The organism is Streptomyces sp. NPDC039480 (assembly GCF_055597165.1).
Genome location: NZ_JBVITX010000005.1, coordinates 473057 through 487203, shown reverse-complemented (window position 1 = coordinate 487203; position 14147 = coordinate 473057). Strand labels below are relative to the sequence as shown.

The following is a 14147-nucleotide window of genomic DNA, read 5'->3' as shown; positions in this document are numbered from 1 at the left end:
CCCCGGCACCACTCCGGCGCTACTCCGCTCTCGGCCGCACCAGGCCCGACTCGTACGCGATGACGACGAGTTGGGCCCGGTCGCGGGCGCCGAGCTTCGCCATCGCCCGGTTCACATGGGTCTTCACGGTGAGCGGGCTGACCTCCAGGCGCTCGGCGATCTCGTCGTTCGAGTGGCCGCCCGCGACCTGCACGAGGACCTCGCGCTCGCGGCCGGTGAGCGCGTCGAGCCGCTCGCCGCGCACCGGCGCGTCACCGTCCAGTCCCTCGCCCTGCGCGAGGAACTTGGCGATCAGCCCCTTGGTGGCCACCGGGGAGAGCAGCGCCTCCCCGGCCGCCGCGATACGGATGGCGCCCAGCAGCTCGTCGGGCTCCGCGCCCTTGCCGAGGAACCCGGAGGCGCCGGCGCGCAGCGACTGCACCACGTACTCGTCGACCTCGAACGTCGTCAGCATCACCACGCGCACATGGGCCAGCGCCGGGTCTGCGCTGATCAGACGGGTGGCGGCCAGTCCGTCCGTGCCGGGCATCCGGATGTCCATCAGGACCACGTCGGCCCGCTCCGACCTGGCGAGTTCGACCGCCTCCGCTCCGTCGGACGCCTCGCCGACCACCTCCATGTCGGGTTCGGAGTCGACGAGCACCTTGAACGCGCTGCGCAGCAACGCCTGGTCGTCGGCGAGCAGTACGCGGATCGTCACGCGGTCCCTCCCTTTGCCGTGGTGACGGGCAGGATCGCATGGACGCGGAAGCCGCCGCCGTAGCGGGGTCCCGCCGAGCAGCTGCCGCCGAGCGCGGTGACGCGTTCGCGCATGCCGAGCAGGCCGTGGCCGCCGCCGTCGGTGTTCTGCGCGTCGCCCTTGCCGGGGCCCGGACCGTCGTCGATGACGGTGACCTCCACGTTCGGGCCGACGCGGACCACGCTCACCTCCGCCTTGGCGTCCTTGCCCGCATGCTTCTGCACGTTGGTCAGCGCCTCCTGGATGATGCGGAACGCGGCGAGGTCGACGGCGGCCGCCAGGTCGAGGCCGACCTGGCCGAGCGCCACCTCCACGGGCAGTCCGGCGTTGCGGAACGTCTCGACGAGCTCGTCGAGACGGTGCAGGCCCGGCGCGGGCTCGGTGGGCGCCTCGGGATCGCCGGTCTGCCGCAACAGGCCGACGGTGGCCCGCAGTTCGTTGAGCGCGGAGCGGCTGGCGTCCCGTACGTGCGCGAGGGCTTCCTTGGCCTGGTCGGGCCGCTTGTCCATGACGTGCGCGGCGACCCCGGCCTGCACGTTGACCAGGGCGATGTGGTGGGCGACCACGTCGTGCAGATCGCGGGCGATGCGCAGCCGCTCCTCGGCGACGCGCCGCCTGGCCTCCTCCTCCCGCGTGCGCTCGGCCCGCTCGGCGCGCTCCCTTATGGCGTCCACGAAGGCACGGCGGCTGCGCACCGCGTCGCCCGCGGCGGCGGCCATACCGGTCCAGGCGAAGATGCCGAGGTTTTCCTGCGCGTACCAGGGCAGGGGGCCCGAGAGCATCGCGACGCCGGTGAGGCCCGTCATGGTGACGAGGCCGATCCGCCAGGTCGTGGAGCGGTCGGTGGTGGCGGCGACGGTGAACAGCGCGATGACGGCGCACATCACGACGGGCGCGCGGGGCTCGCCGGTGAGCAGTTCGACGAGGGAGGCGGCGCAGGTCGCGGCCAGCACGGACCAGGGGGCGCGGCGGCGGAAGACCAGGGCGAGCGCGCCGAGCGCCATCAGGAGCAGGCTCGGGACGTCGGGGGTGCGGGTGCCCCAGGTGGGGCCGTGCTCTCCATAGGGCTCGGCGAAGGAGCCGACGACCATGCAGACGAGGACGGCGGAGGCGAGCACCGCGTCCACCGCCAGCGGGTGTGTTCTGGCCCAGCCGCGGCCTCGTACGAGAGTGGTCACTTGCCAAACGGTACGGGGACTGGCCGTGGGCCTTGACCAGATCTGCGGCATCAGCGCTCGGGGGTTGTCTGCGGGTCCGTTGTGGCTGGGCGCGCAGTTCCCCGCGCCCCTTACGGGGGCGCTCCCAGCCGGACGCTATCCCGGGATCAGGCCGTCGTCGTTCAGCATGGTGCGGACTTCGGTCAGGGTGGCGTCCGGGGACGGGAGGATCAGTTCGGAGGGTTCCAGGGCGTCGTCCGGGAGGGGGTCGCCGAGCTCCCGGACCTTGTCCAGGAGCGCGTGCAGCGTGCGGCGGAAGCCGGCGGAGTCGCCGCCCTCGATCTCCTCGAGGAGTTCGTCGTCCAGCTTGTTGAGTTCGGCGAAGTGGCTGTCGGCCAGCTTCACCTGCCCCTCCCCCATGATCCGTACGATCATGTCGCCCTCCTCGGACGTGTGTAGGGCTGTTGCTACTGCTTGTCGAAGCGCGGGGTGTCCTGCGGCTGCTGCTGCGACTGCGGCCGGCCCTGGCCGCCCTCGATCGCCTGCTGTCCGCCGCTGGAACCTCCGGCGAGCTCCGCCTTCATGCGCTGCAGTTCCAGCTCTACATCTGTACCACCGGAGAGGCGGTCCAGCTCGGTCTGGATGTCGTCCTTGGCCAGTCCGGAGGAGTCGTCGAGGGCACCGGAGGCGAGCAGTTCGTCGATCGCGCCGGCCCGCGCCTGGAGCTGCGCGGTCTTGTCCTCGGCGCGCTGGATCGCCATGCCGACGTCGCCCATCTCCTCGGAGATGCCGGAGAAGGCCTCGCCGATGCGGGTCTGCGCCTGGGCCGCGGTGTACGTGGCCTTGATCGTCTCCTTCTTGGTGCGGAAGGCGTCGACCTTGGCCTGGAGGCGCTGGGCCGCGAGGGTGAGCTTCTCCTCCTCGCCCTGGAGGGTCTGGTGCTGCGTCTCCAGGTCCGTCACCTGCTGCTGGAGCGCGGCGCGGCGGGACAGGGCCTCGCGGGCCAGGTCCTCGCGGCCGAGCGCCAGCGCCTTGCGCCCCTGGTCCTCCAGGGTCGACGACTGCTTCTGGAGCTGGGTGAGCTGCAGCTCGAGGCGCTTGCGGGAGGTCGCCACGTCGGCGACGCCGCGGCGCACCTTCTGCAGCAGCTCCAACTGCTTCTGGTACGAATAATCGAGGGTTTCGCGCGGGTCCTCGGCCCGGTCAAGGGCCTTGTTCGCCTTCGCGCGGAAGATCATCCCCATACGCTTCATGACACCGCTCATGGGCTTCGCGCGCCCCCTTCTGACGGACTTCCAGCTCCAGGTACTGCTCAGAACCCACAGTACGGGCCCTGCATCCATTACCGCACTGTTCGCGGGCGGATGCGCTCATCCCCAAGGACGACTGCATCCCGCACCACTCCGGCGTAAGGAGTAGGTGCACCCCTGGGGCCGGCTCCGGCGCATACCGCCCACTACGTCCCCTTAGGCACATAAATCAAGACGCCCGGTGTTGCCGGATCGTTCCCGGCCTGACCGACGTCCATGCCTCCGCACCCCGTACCCTTGGCTTTTGTGTTCCGTAGCCGATCCAAGGAAGAGAAGGCCCCGGCCGCGCAGGCGCCGGTGACCGACTCCAACCAGCCCCGTGACCCGCAGGCCCCGAAGGGCCGCCCCACCCCCAAGCGCGCCATGGCGCAGTCGCAGCGTCGCAGCGTGACGAACACGCCGACGTCGCGCAAGGAGGCCGCCAAGCGGCAGCGCGACGAGCGCCGCACCCAGATGGCGAAGCAGCGCGAGGCGCTGGCGAGCGGTGACGAGCGGTTCCTGCCCGCCCGTGACAAGGGTCCCGTGCGCAAGTTCGCGCGCGACTTCGTGGACTCGCGTTTCTGCGTCGCCGAGTTCTTCCTGCCGATCGCGGTGCTCATCCTGGTCATGAGCATCGTGCAGATCCCGCAGCTGCAGAACATCTCGCTGCTGCTCTGGCTCTGCGTGATCGTGCTGATCGTCGTCGACTCGGTCACCACCGCGTTCCGCCTGAAGAAGCGTCTCAAGGAGCGCTTCCCCGGCGAGAACACGAAGGGCGCCGTCGCGTACGCCCTGATGCGCACGCTCCAGATGCGCCGTCTCCGGCTGCCCAAGCCGCAGGTCAAGCGCGGAGAGCGACCCTGAGCGGATTCACCGGCGGCGCCGGGGCCTGGCTGGAGAAGCTGGGCGGCCTGCGCAACGCCGTGCGACAGGAGCTGGTGGCCCGCCAGCTCGACGAGCAGATAGCGGGGCGCTTCCCGGTGGGGCAGCGGCTCCGGGTGCTCGACGTCGGCATGGGGCAGGGCACGCAGGCGCTGCGGCTCGCCCGTGCCGGACACAAGGTGACGGGCGTCGAGCAGGACCCCGCCATGATCGCCGCCGCGCGCGCGGCGCTCGCCGAGGAGCCCGAGGGCATCCAGGGGCGGGTGCGGATCGTCGAGGGCGACGGGCACCAGACCGGGGTGCACTTCATGCCCGGCAGCTTCGACGTGGTGCTGTGCCACGGCGTTCTGATGTACGTGGAGGAGCCCGACGCGCTCCTCGCCGGGCTCGCCCGGATGCTGGCGCCCGGCGGGCTGCTGTCGCTCCTCGTGCGCAACGCGGAGGCGCTGGCGATGCGGCCGGGCATCGCGGGCGACTGGGCGGGGGCGCTCGCCGCCTTCGACTCCGTCACGTACCGCAACCGGCTCGGGGTCGACGCCCGCGCGGACCGGCTCGACGCGCTGACCTCCTCGCTGGCGGGCCTCGCGGCGCCGCTCCAGGTCTGGTACGGGGTGCGGGTCTTCACGGACACGGTGGCCGACGGAGCGGCGATCCCTCCGGAGTGGGAGCTCGAGGCGCTGCTCGCCGCGGAGGAGCGGGCGGGGCGGACCGATCCTTACCGGCGGGTCGCCGCGTTGCTGCATCTCTGCGGGGTGCGGGACTAGGTCCCGTCGGGTCCGGGGTGGCCGGCGGGGCGGTGACGGGTGGTGACGCCTGATCGGCCCTCTAAGTCAGGGCGGCGCCGTACGGCCGAACCGAGACTCGGAGCATGAGTCTTTCTCGTACGCGTGCCGTACCGTTCGCCGCCCTCATCGCCGTAGCGCTCGTCGGCGGCTGTTCCTCAGGGTCCGGTTCCGGGTCCGGTGACTCCGACAGGTCCACCACGCAGGCCGCGCCCGCCGCCGCGAACGATCTGCAGGCGGACTACCAGAAGGTGATCAAGGACGTGCTGCCGTCCGTCGTCCAGATCGACGCGGCCGACGGTCTCGGCTCCGGAGTCGTCTACGACGACAAGGGGCACATCGTCACCAACGCCCACGTCGTGGGCAAGGGCAAGCGTTTCGAGGTGACGACCGCGACCGGCGAGCAGACCCTGCCCGCCGAGCTGGTGGCCGCCTACCCGGAGCAGGACCTCGCCGTCATCAAGCTGCGTGACGTGCCGAAGGGGCTGAAGGCCGCGGAGTTCGGCGACTCCACCAAGGCCGAGGTCGGACAGATCGTGCTGGCCATGGGCTCCCCGCTCGGCCTGTCGTCCAGCGTCACCCAGGGCATCGTGTCGGCAACCGGCCGCACGGTCAGCGAGGGCCGCTCCGGCGGCGGGACCGGGGCCACCATCGCCAACATGGTGCAGACCTCGGCCGCGATCAACCCCGGCAACAGCGGCGGCGCCCTCGTCGACCTCGACGGGCAGGTCATCGGCATCCCGACGCTCGCCGCGAGCGACCCCGACATGGGCGACAGCGCCGCGCCCGGCATCGGCTTCGCGATCCCGTCGTCGATGGTGAAGACCGTCGCCGACCAGATCATCGAGAGCGGCCGGGTCACCGACTCGGGCCGGGCCGCGCTCGGCATCACCGGCCGCACCGTCCTCGGCGACGACTACCGGCCCGCGGGCGTCGCCGTCGTCGAGACGCAGAAGAACGGCGCGGCGGCGAAGGCGGGCATGACGGCCGGGGACATCATCACGCGGCTCGGCGACGACGAGATCACCACGATCAACTCCCTCTCCGAGACGCTCGCCTCGGCCGAACCCGGCCAGAAGACGCGGGTCACGTACGTGCGCGACGGCGCCGAGAAGACGGCGGACGTCACGCTCGGGGAGATGTAGCGGCCGAGTCCCGCCGGAGGCCCGCGCCCGTCGGATGCGGCGCCCGAACCGCGGCGCCGCTTCCTCCCGGGGCCAGGGCCTAGGCCGACGCCTCCGCGTCCTCCCCCTCGGTCTCCATGTGCAGGCTCATCGGGCCGTAGATCTTGTTCGTGTCCTCGAAGAGGGTCACCTGGTCGGCGCCGCCCTCGGCGAGTTCCTTCCAGTACTCACCGACCCAGGACTCCGCGTCGCCCTGCGTGGTGAACTCCTCGGGCTGTACCGCGGGCTGGACCTCCGTCCCGTCCGCCTTCTCGAACAGCCACGTCCATGCCGCCATGTCAGCCTCCCGAGGTCCCGTGGCGGTGTGGGAACCGCCTGAATCCGCTTGAAGCCTAGCCGGGCGCGCGGCGCTGGACCCGACGCGGGAGGATCTTCGTGTGGAACTGACTCTGCTCGGCACCGGCGCCCCCGGCGGACTGCCCCTCCCCGACTGCCCCTGCGCGGTCTGCGCGACCGCGCTCGGCGACGCTGCGCGCGCCGCGACCGCGCTCCTCGTGGACGGCGTACTGCTCCTGGACCTCACCCCCGGGGCGGCCTTCGCGGCCGCCCGTGCCGGGCACTCGCTCGGCGGAGTCCGTCAGGTCCTGCTCTCCCACCCGCACGACGGGCCCCCCGTCGAGGTCCCCGCGGGGCTGCCGCAGCCCGGTCGGGTCGCGGACGGGCGGGAGCTGGCGCTGCTCACCGGGCACCGGGTGCGCGCGGTGGCGCTGGACGCGCCGGGTACGGGGTACGAGGTGGCGGGGCCGGACGGGGAGCGGCTGCTGTATCTGCCGCCGGGCGGGGCGCCCGCGGGGCTCGCCGACGGGAACGGGAACGGCGGGCAGGTGACGTACGAGATGGTCGTCGGTGATGTCCTCGGGCGTCCCGACGGGCTGGCCCGGCTGCGTGCGGCCGGGGCCGTCGGTCCCACCACCGACGTGATCGCGGTGCACATCGGCCACGAGGCGCCGCCGGGCGGTGAGCTGACGCGCCGGCTCGCGGCGGTGGGGGCGCGGGCCGTGCCGGACGGGTCGACGCTGGTGGTCGGCGCCTACGAGGACGTACCGGACGTGCCGCGCCGCACCTTCGTCCTGGGCGGCGCGCGGTCGGGCAAGTCGGTGGAGGCGGAGCGGCGCCTGGAGGCCTTCCCCGACGTGCTGTACGTGGCGACCGGCGGGACCAGGAGCGGCGACACCGAGTGGGCCCGGCGGGTGAGCCTGCACCGCGAGCGGCGCCCCGGCTCCTGGCGGACCGCCGAGACCTGCGACCTGGTGCCGCTGCTCGCGCAGGACGGGCCGCCGCTGCTCATCGACTGTCTGTCGCTGTGGCTGACCCACGTCATGGACGAGGTGCGGGCGTGGGACGACTCCGAGTGGGCGGGCGGCGGGGAGCGGGCGCTGCGGGACCGGGTCACCGAGCTCACGGAGGCGGTGCGGGCCACCCGGCGTACGGTCGTCGCCGTCTCGAACGAGGTCGGCTCCGGGATCGTCCCCGCAACCGCGTCGGGCCGCCGCTACCGCGACGAACTGGGCCGCCTGAACACGGCGTTCGCCGCCGAGTGCGAGCACGTGCTGCTCTTCGTGGCGGGCCAGGCCCTGACGCTGCGCGGCTGACGCGGGGGCCGCGGCCCGTGCTGCCTACGACGCGCCCCGGCGCGCGACGACCCGGTAGGTGTTGGCGAAGCCGACGCGGGTGAGCAGGGGCGACAGGAGGACGTCGAGGACGCGGGCGAGTGCCACCGGCGGCACGGACGCCCACCGTGCGGCCCGCCGCAGCGTCAGCTGGAGCGGGGAGGCGGGTCTGGCGCGCCAGGGGACGTCGGGCCTGGGGGTGCGGGCGTCGAGGAAGAGCGCGACCGCCGCGCTCAGGTCGACCGGCACGTGCGCCGCGCGCCGTTCGACGCGGAGGACCGTGAAACCGAGCCGCTCCAGTTCCCGGCGGAGGTTGGCGAGCGGCATGAGGTGCAGGTGCTGCGGCTGGCCGTACGAGAGCCACCATCTGCCGAGCAGCCGGGCGTAGCGGCACTCAGGGTCGGGGGCCTCGATCAGGAGGTGGCCGCCGGGGCGGAGCACGGTTCTCGCGGCTCTGAGCTCCGCGCGGGGGTCCGGGCTGCGGGGCAGGCAGTGGAACATGCTCAGCGCGTCGTAGCGGCCGGCGAGGGAGCCGGCGAGCCCCGTGAGCGTGCCGCGGTGGCCCTCTTCGATGCGGCCGCGCCGCACGCCCTCCGCGACGCCGCGGCCGCGGTCGACGCCGTCGAAGGACGTGTACGGCAGGACCTGCTTGGCCAGGGCCGGGAAGTGCGCGGCGCCGGTGTCGACGTCGAGCCAGCACTCGGGCTCGTCGAAGGCCCGCACCGCGTGGACGGCGGCGAGACGGCGCTTCGTGCCCGCCCGCGCGGCCGCGCCGGACAGCTGCCCGCCGCGCAGGTCCCTGCGGTAGAAGTTCCGGCCCTCGGCGGTGAGGCGGGGGTTCTGGAAGCAGTGGCCGCAGTCGCCGCAGCGGTCGACCCGGAAGCTGCCCGGCTTGCGCTGGATCAGGTCGGTGGTGCGCAGCCTCGTCCGCAGCCGCCCGGAGCCGCACCAGGGGCAGTCGGTGCGGCGGGGCTCGTGGAACCGCTCGGTGCCCTGGGCGAGTTCGGCGAGGTAGACGGAGCGCCGGGCGGCGACCTGTCGGGCGGCATCCGTGGTCATGGTCGTACTCCTGGAGGAAGCCGATACAAACGGGAACGTAAAGGGACACTCCCCCACAAGTAGTGACGCTACGCATGGGGCCGGCCGCAGGGGCGTTCGAGCGGCACCGCCGCCGCTCCCGGTACTGTTCGGCGAATGAGCTCGCTGAATCTCGACGACTTCACCGACCTGATCGAGCGGCCCGACGGCGGGGTCCGCCGCGACGCCGAGGAACGCAGGGAGCGGCAGACCGTGCCGCCCGGCTCGCTGGGCCGCCTCGACGAACTCGGCGAGTGGCTCGCGGCGGCCCAGTCGTCGGTGCCGGTGCGGCCGGTCGAGCGGCCGCGCGTGGTGCTGTTCGCGGGCGACCACGGGGTCGCCGAGCTCGGTGTCTCGGCGCGGCCCGCGGGGAGCGCCGCCGACCTGGTGCGTGCCGTGTTGGCCGGCGAGAGCCCGGCGGCCGTCCTGGCCCGCCGCCTCGACGTGCCCGTCCGCGTCGTCGACATGGCGCTCGACTGCGACCCGGGCGAGCTGCCCGCCGAGGTCGCGGGGCACCGGGTGCGGCGCGGTTCGGGGCGTATCGACATCGAGGACGCGCTGACCGTCGAGGAGGCGGAGCAGGCGCTGCGCGCGGGCATGGCCGTCGCCGACGAGGAGGCGGACTCCGGGACCGATCTGGTCGTGCTCGGCGATGTGAGCGTGGGCGGTACGACGCCCGCGGCGACGCTGGTGGCCGCGCTGTGCGGGACCGACGCGTCCGTCGTGACGGGCCGCGGCGGCGAGCCCATCGACGACCTGGCGTGGATGCGCAAGTGCGCGGCGGTGCGGGACGCGCTGCGCAGGGCCCGGCCCGTGCTCGGCGACCAGCTGGAGCTGCTCGCCGCGGTGGGCGGCGCGGACGTGGCCGCGATGACGGGCTTCCTGCTGCAGTGCGCGGTACGGCGTACGCCGGTGATCCTCGACGGTGTCGTGGCGTCGGCCGCGGCGCTGGTCGCCCAGCGGGTGGCCTTCCGGGCGCCCGACTGGTGGCTGGCGGGGCACGACAGCGGGGAGCCGGCCCAGGCCAAGGCACTCGACCGGATGGCGCTCGAACCGCTCCTGACGCACGGGGTCAAGGTCGGCGAGGGCGCCGGAGCGCTCCTGGCGCTGCCGCTGGTGCAGGCCGCGGCGGCGCTCGCGGCGGAGCTGCCCGAGCGGGCCGCCGCCGAGGAGGACGTAACGGGGGGCGCGCCGGAGGAGGACGAGACGGGGGACGTGGCGGAGAGCGAAGCGGAATCTTCGGTGCCGCCCACCGCCTAGGCGCCCGGCGGCGGAGGCCGACCGCACCGATCTTGCCCATATGATCCCTTTTCATGGGAGATGAGCAGGGAGCCGAGCAGGCCGTCGCCGGACGGCAGACGTCACGTACCGTCCTACAGCGCCGCGCCGCGGGGTTCGCGGTCTGGTATCTGCGGGCCGTCGCCTTCATCAACTTCCTGAGCGCGGTCTGGGTCTCCCTCGGACAGGACCTGCGGCAGCACAACACGGAGGACTTCTTCACCCCGTACATGCTGACCGCGGGCTTCGCCTCCGGGGCGTTCACGCTGTTCCTGGCGATCACCATGCGGCGCCGCAAACGCGCCGCGTGGATCCTCAACCTCGTGCTCGGCGGCCTCTTCCTGCTGCTCTTCGCCTTCGCGATGGTCTTCCCGGAGATCCGCGAGCACGCGCAGAACTGGCTCTCCCTGGCCCTGACCGCCGCGTTCGTCGCGGCCCTGGTCGTCGGCCGCCGCGAGTTCTACGCGAAGGGCGACCGCGCCAACCCGAAGCTGGCGTCGGCCGTCGCCGTCGGCGGGCTCCTGGTCACCTCGCTGCTCGCGGCGCTGCTGGTCACCGTCACCAACCACGCCCACGACGACCACCGTTCGACCTTCCTGGAGCGCTGGCGCTACGGCACCATGCGCCTCGTCTCGCTCGCCGCCGACGACCGGCGCTTCGAGGGCATCGCCACGCCCGGCTGGGTCGACGTCGTCATCAACGTCCTCAGCGCGCTGCTGGTCTGCGCGGTGCTGTACGCGGCGTTCCGCTCCCGCAGGGCCGTCGATCCGCTCACCGAGGAGGACGAGGAGAGGCTGCGCGCGCTGCTCGGCCGGCACGGCGACCGGGACTCCCTCGGGTACTTCTCGCTGCGCCGCGAGAAGAGCGTCGTGTGGTCCCCGACCGGCAAGGCGGCGGTCGCCTACCGCGTCGTCGGCGGTGTCTCGCTGGCCTCCGGCGATCCCATCGGCGACCCGGAAGCGTGGCCCGGCGCGATCGGGCCGTGGCTCGCCGAGGCCCGCGAACACGGCTGGATCCCCGCCGTGATGGGCGCGAGCGAGGAGGCGGGCACGATTTACGCGCGCCACGGCCTGGACGCCCTGGAGCTGGGCGACGAAGCGATCGTGGAGATTGCCGACTTCACCCTTGAGGGGCGGGCGATGCGTACCGTCCGGCAGGCGTACAACCGTGTGAAGCGCGCCGGGTACACCGTCCGCATCCGCCGCCACGAGGACATCCCCGAGGAGGAGATGGCGGCCCTCCTGGAGCGCGCCGATGACTGGCGCGACGGAGCGACCGAGCGCGGCTTCTCCATGGCGCTCGGGCGGCTCGGCGATCCGGCGGACGGGCGGTGCGTGATGCTCGAATGCCGGGACGGCGACGGCGTGTTGCGGGCGGTGCTCTCCTTCGTCCCGTGGGGGCCGCACGGCCTCTCCCTGGATCTGATGCGGCGTGACCGCGACTCCGAGAACGGCCTGATGGAGTTCATGGTCATCGAACTCCTCCAGCACGCCCCCGAGATCAAGATCACTCAGGTGTCGCTGAACTTCGCGATGTTCCGCTCGGTCTTCGAACGTGGCGCGCGGCTCGGCGCGGGCCCGGTCCTTCGCCTGTGGCGGTCGCTGCTCAGCTTCTTCTCCCGGTGGTGGCAGATCGAGTCCCTCTACCGCGCCAACGCCAAGTACCGGCCGATCTGGGAGCCCCGCTTCCTCCTCTTCGAGACGAGCTCCGACCTGCCGCGCATCGGCATCGCGGCTGCCCGCGCGGAGGGCTTCCTCGAAGCGCCGGGCCTGCCGAAGGTGCTGCACCGCAAACATCTGGAGTCGACACGATGAGTGCCCTGGCCCGCTCCGCACGCGCCGAGTGGGGGCCGCTCTTCTCGACCGTGCGCGACGCGCTCGCCGCCCGGCGGTGGCGGGCCGTGCCGATGACGCTGGCGGCGGTCTGCCTGACGGCGCTCTTCCAGTACGTGCAGAACCAGCCCTGGGGCTATCAGTTCGTGCAGAACGTCGGCTGCGTACGCGCCGAGGACCCGCTCTGGCTGGCCCTGCTCCGCACCCCGCTCTCCCTCTTCGTGCCCGCCCTCGATCTGCCGGTGGGGGGCGCGCTGGCGCAGCTCCTGATCGTCTTCGGGATCGCGGAGATCTGCCTGGGCCGGTGGCGGACGCTCGTCATCGCGTACGCGGCCACCCTCGCCGGCACGCTCTACGCGCGCGTGGGCATCGAGTTGGGCCCCGGCAACCCGATCGGTCTGCCGGCGTCCGACGCGCAGGTCGTCGACACCGGTCCGTCGGCCGCCGTCGTGGGCCTCGCCGTCTTCGTGTGCTGGCGCTACCGCGCGTACTTCACCGCCGCCCTGGTCACCGCCCTGATGGTCGTCGAGGTGCTGGTCAAGAACAACCTCGCGGGCAAGGAGCATCTGGCCGCCATCGCCGCGGTGGCCGTGCTGTGCGCGCTCTCGGCGGTGCGTCACCGGCGCGGCGGCACCCGCTCCGACGGGTCACGCTCGGAGGGCGAGGGGCCCGGCGTGAAGCCGCCGACCCAGTCCTGAAATTTGCGGCGCGGACCGGACCAGCGGCGGTCGTGGTGGAAGGCCCGCAGGCCCGCACGCGCGCGTGTCCGGTGCCGGTTGCGGTAGAAGCGCCGCGCCCACGCCGAGCCCGGCCGGGCGAGACGGACCGCGCCGACCAGCGCGACGAACGGGACGACCATGCCGATCAGGGCCGTGCGCAGCTTGCCCTTGAGGAGCGCGATCACGGCGAAGGCGCAGTTGACGCCGATGTTCAGCGCGAACAGGGCGCGGTTCTGCCGCTCGACGGGCGTCAGGTCGTTGACCCCGAGCGGTGTGAAGCCGGTGAGCACGAGGACGACGAGGGCGGCCGTGAGCATCACGACCTCCACGCTCTTGCGGCCCTGCTCGCTCCAGTACACGTCGTCGAGGTGGAGGATCAGCGCGAACTCGTCGAGCACGAGACCCGCGCCGAGCCCGAAGATGACGGCGGCGTACAGCGGGCCCGCGCCGTGCCGTCCCGCGGCGACCGCCCAGAACCCGCCGACCAGCATGAGGAAGATCCCCGGCACGACGTGGTGGACGTGCACGTCTCCCGTGCGGATGTTGCGGAACGGCCCCCTGCCCGCCCGGATCAGCCGCGTGATGGTCCTGGTGACCAGGAACGACGCCACGAAGGAGAGCAGCGCGAGCAGCAGCGGCAGCTTCCCCGGCTCGACGACGTTCCGGTACCACCAGTCGTTCATGCCCCCATCCTCGGTGGCGGCCGGACGCACCGCACCCGGGTGCCGGTCAGCGGCGCCGCGGCCCCGGGTAACCTTCGCCGGTGCCAAGAACCCCCCTGTCCGACGGCGTCCGTTTCGCCTTCGGCACCCTCACCGCGCTCCCCGTCAGGGTCACCCGCTGGGACCGCGGAGCCGCGCGCGGCGGCATGCAGTGCGCGCCCCTCGCCGGTCTGGTGATCGGCCTCTGCGCGGCGGGCGCCGGCGGCGCCCTGACGGCGCTCGGCGCGGGGCCGCTCCTCGCCGCCACCGCGACCGCGGCGACGCCCGCCGCCCTCACCCGCGGCCTGCACCTCGACGGCCTCGCCGACACCGCCGACGGCCTCGGCAGCGCCAGGCCCGCCGACGACGCGCTGCGCATCATGAAGCAGTCCGACATCGGCCCCTTCGGCGTCATCACCCTGCTCTTCGTGCTGCTCGCCCAGGTGGCCGTGTTCTTCCAGCTGTACGAGGAGTCGTGGGCCCGCGCCGCCGTCGCCGCCGTCGTCTCGGCGACCGCCGCGCGCCTCGCCCTGACCCTGGCCGCCCGCGACGGGGTGCCGCCGGCCCGCCCCGAGGGCCTCGGCGCCGCCGTCGCGGGGGTGGTTCCGCGCGGCCGCGCGTGGGCCGTCGCCGCCGTCGTCGTGTGCGGGGCGGCGGCCGTCGGACTGCCGCTCGGGACGGCCGACGCCGTGCGGGGCGCGGCGGCCGTCGTCCTCGCCCTCGGCGCCGCGGAGTTGCTCCTCCGGCACTGCGTACGACGGTTCGGCGGGGTCACCGGAGATGTGTTCGGCGGCCTCGCGGAGACGGCGGCGACCGGCGCCCTCGTCGTGCTCGCCCTGGGCTGACACCGCCTGGCCCTCGGCTGACACCGCGCCGGACACACACAGTGAGGCGCAC

General features: G+C 73.2%; 15 protein-coding genes. 8 read left to right on the top strand and 7 right to left on the bottom strand.

The features are described 5' to 3' along the window. Positions 1-19: 19 nt before the first annotated feature. The 4 genes from ACZ56E_RS19100 to ACZ56E_RS19085 form a co-directional block, all read right to left on the bottom strand. Positions 20-700: a response regulator gene (locus ACZ56E_RS19100; protein ID WP_468600239.1), complete on the bottom strand. Its 681-nt coding sequence runs from the start codon at positions 698-700 to the stop codon at positions 20-22. Beyond that, a complete protein-coding gene (locus tag ACZ56E_RS19095) occupies positions 697-1917 on the bottom strand; it encodes a sensor histidine kinase (RefSeq protein ID WP_471145128.1) in 1221 nt (406 codons plus the stop codon). Before ACZ56E_RS19095 ends, ACZ56E_RS19100 begins: the two co-directional genes overlap by 4 nt. A 135-nt stretch (positions 1918-2052) precedes the next feature. Next, positions 2053-2331, bottom strand: coding sequence for a PspA-associated protein PspAA (pspAA, locus tag ACZ56E_RS19090; protein ID WP_468600243.1), 279 nt, complete (start codon positions 2329-2331; stop codon positions 2053-2055). A gap of 32 nt (positions 2332-2363) precedes the next feature. Next, the gene (locus ACZ56E_RS19085; RefSeq protein WP_398296910.1) at positions 2364-3161 is read right to left on the bottom strand and encodes a PspA/IM30 family protein; all 798 of its coding nucleotides are present in this window, start codon (positions 3159-3161) and stop codon (positions 2364-2366) included. Between the two features lie 261 nt (positions 3162-3422). Here ACZ56E_RS19085 and ACZ56E_RS19080 point away from each other — a divergent pair, with 261 nt between their 5' ends. The 3 genes from ACZ56E_RS19080 (at position 3423) to ACZ56E_RS19070 (ending at position 5994) form a co-directional block, all read left to right on the top strand. Further along, complete coding sequence (locus ACZ56E_RS19080; protein ID WP_468600245.1) at positions 3423-4049, top strand: DUF3043 domain-containing protein; 627 nt, start codon at positions 3423-3425, stop codon at positions 4047-4049. Positions 4050-4123: 74 nt separating this feature from the next. Next, positions 4124-4831 (top strand): class I SAM-dependent methyltransferase, encoded by a 708-nt coding sequence (locus tag ACZ56E_RS19075; RefSeq protein WP_468601768.1) that lies wholly within the window; start codon positions 4124-4126, stop codon positions 4829-4831. A gap of 104 nt (positions 4832-4935) precedes the next feature. After that, positions 4936-5994, top strand: coding sequence for a S1C family serine protease (locus ACZ56E_RS19070; RefSeq protein ID WP_468600247.1), 1059 nt, complete (start codon positions 4936-4938; stop codon positions 5992-5994). A gap of 79 nt (positions 5995-6073) precedes the next feature. On the opposite strand, the gene ACZ56E_RS19065 is transcribed toward ACZ56E_RS19070, so the two are convergent. Beyond that, on the bottom strand, positions 6074-6310 hold the full coding sequence (locus ACZ56E_RS19065; RefSeq protein WP_471215498.1) for a hypothetical protein: 237 nt from the start codon (positions 6308-6310) through the stop codon (positions 6074-6076). A gap of 100 nt (positions 6311-6410) precedes the next feature. Here ACZ56E_RS19065 and ACZ56E_RS19060 point away from each other — a divergent pair, with 100 nt between their 5' ends. Next, entirely contained in the window at positions 6411-7625 is a 1215-nt protein-coding gene (locus tag ACZ56E_RS19060; RefSeq protein ID WP_471215496.1) for a bifunctional adenosylcobinamide kinase/adenosylcobinamide-phosphate guanylyltransferase, read from the top strand. A gap of 24 nt (positions 7626-7649) precedes the next feature. Here the strand turns inward: ACZ56E_RS19060 and ACZ56E_RS19055 are convergent, their stop codons facing one another. Further along, positions 7650-8702, bottom strand: coding sequence for a class I SAM-dependent methyltransferase (locus ACZ56E_RS19055; RefSeq protein ID WP_471215494.1), 1053 nt, complete (start codon positions 8700-8702; stop codon positions 7650-7652). A gap of 135 nt (positions 8703-8837) precedes the next feature. Between ACZ56E_RS19055 and cobT the strand changes: the two genes are divergently transcribed. Genes cobT through ACZ56E_RS19040 form a run of 3 tightly spaced genes read left to right on the top strand, consistent with a single transcriptional unit; the run spans position 8838 to position 12528 of the window. After that, entirely contained in the window at positions 8838-9980 is a 1143-nt protein-coding gene (gene cobT, locus ACZ56E_RS19050) for a nicotinate-nucleotide--dimethylbenzimidazole phosphoribosyltransferase (RefSeq protein WP_471215492.1), read from the top strand. A 53-nt stretch (positions 9981-10033) separates the two neighbouring features. Next, positions 10034-11812: a phosphatidylglycerol lysyltransferase domain-containing protein gene (locus ACZ56E_RS19045; protein WP_471215490.1), complete on the top strand. Its 1779-nt coding sequence runs from the start codon at positions 10034-10036 to the stop codon at positions 11810-11812. Further along, positions 11809-12528 (top strand): hypothetical protein, encoded by a 720-nt coding sequence (locus ACZ56E_RS19040; protein WP_471215488.1) that lies wholly within the window; start codon positions 11809-11811, stop codon positions 12526-12528. Before ACZ56E_RS19045 ends, ACZ56E_RS19040 begins: the two co-directional genes overlap by 4 nt. On the opposite strand, the gene ACZ56E_RS19035 is transcribed toward ACZ56E_RS19040, so the two are convergent. After that, the gene (locus ACZ56E_RS19035; protein ID WP_471215486.1) at positions 12447-13232 is read right to left on the bottom strand and encodes a hypothetical protein; all 786 of its coding nucleotides are present in this window, start codon (positions 13230-13232) and stop codon (positions 12447-12449) included. The genes ACZ56E_RS19040 and ACZ56E_RS19035 overlap by 82 nt on opposite strands. Positions 13233-13312: 80 nt before the next feature. On the opposite strand from ACZ56E_RS19035, the gene ACZ56E_RS19030 reads away from it, so the two are divergent. Next, entirely contained in the window at positions 13313-14095 is a 783-nt protein-coding gene (locus ACZ56E_RS19030; protein ID WP_471215485.1) for an adenosylcobinamide-GDP ribazoletransferase, read from the top strand. Positions 14096-14147 lie beyond the last annotated feature (52 nt).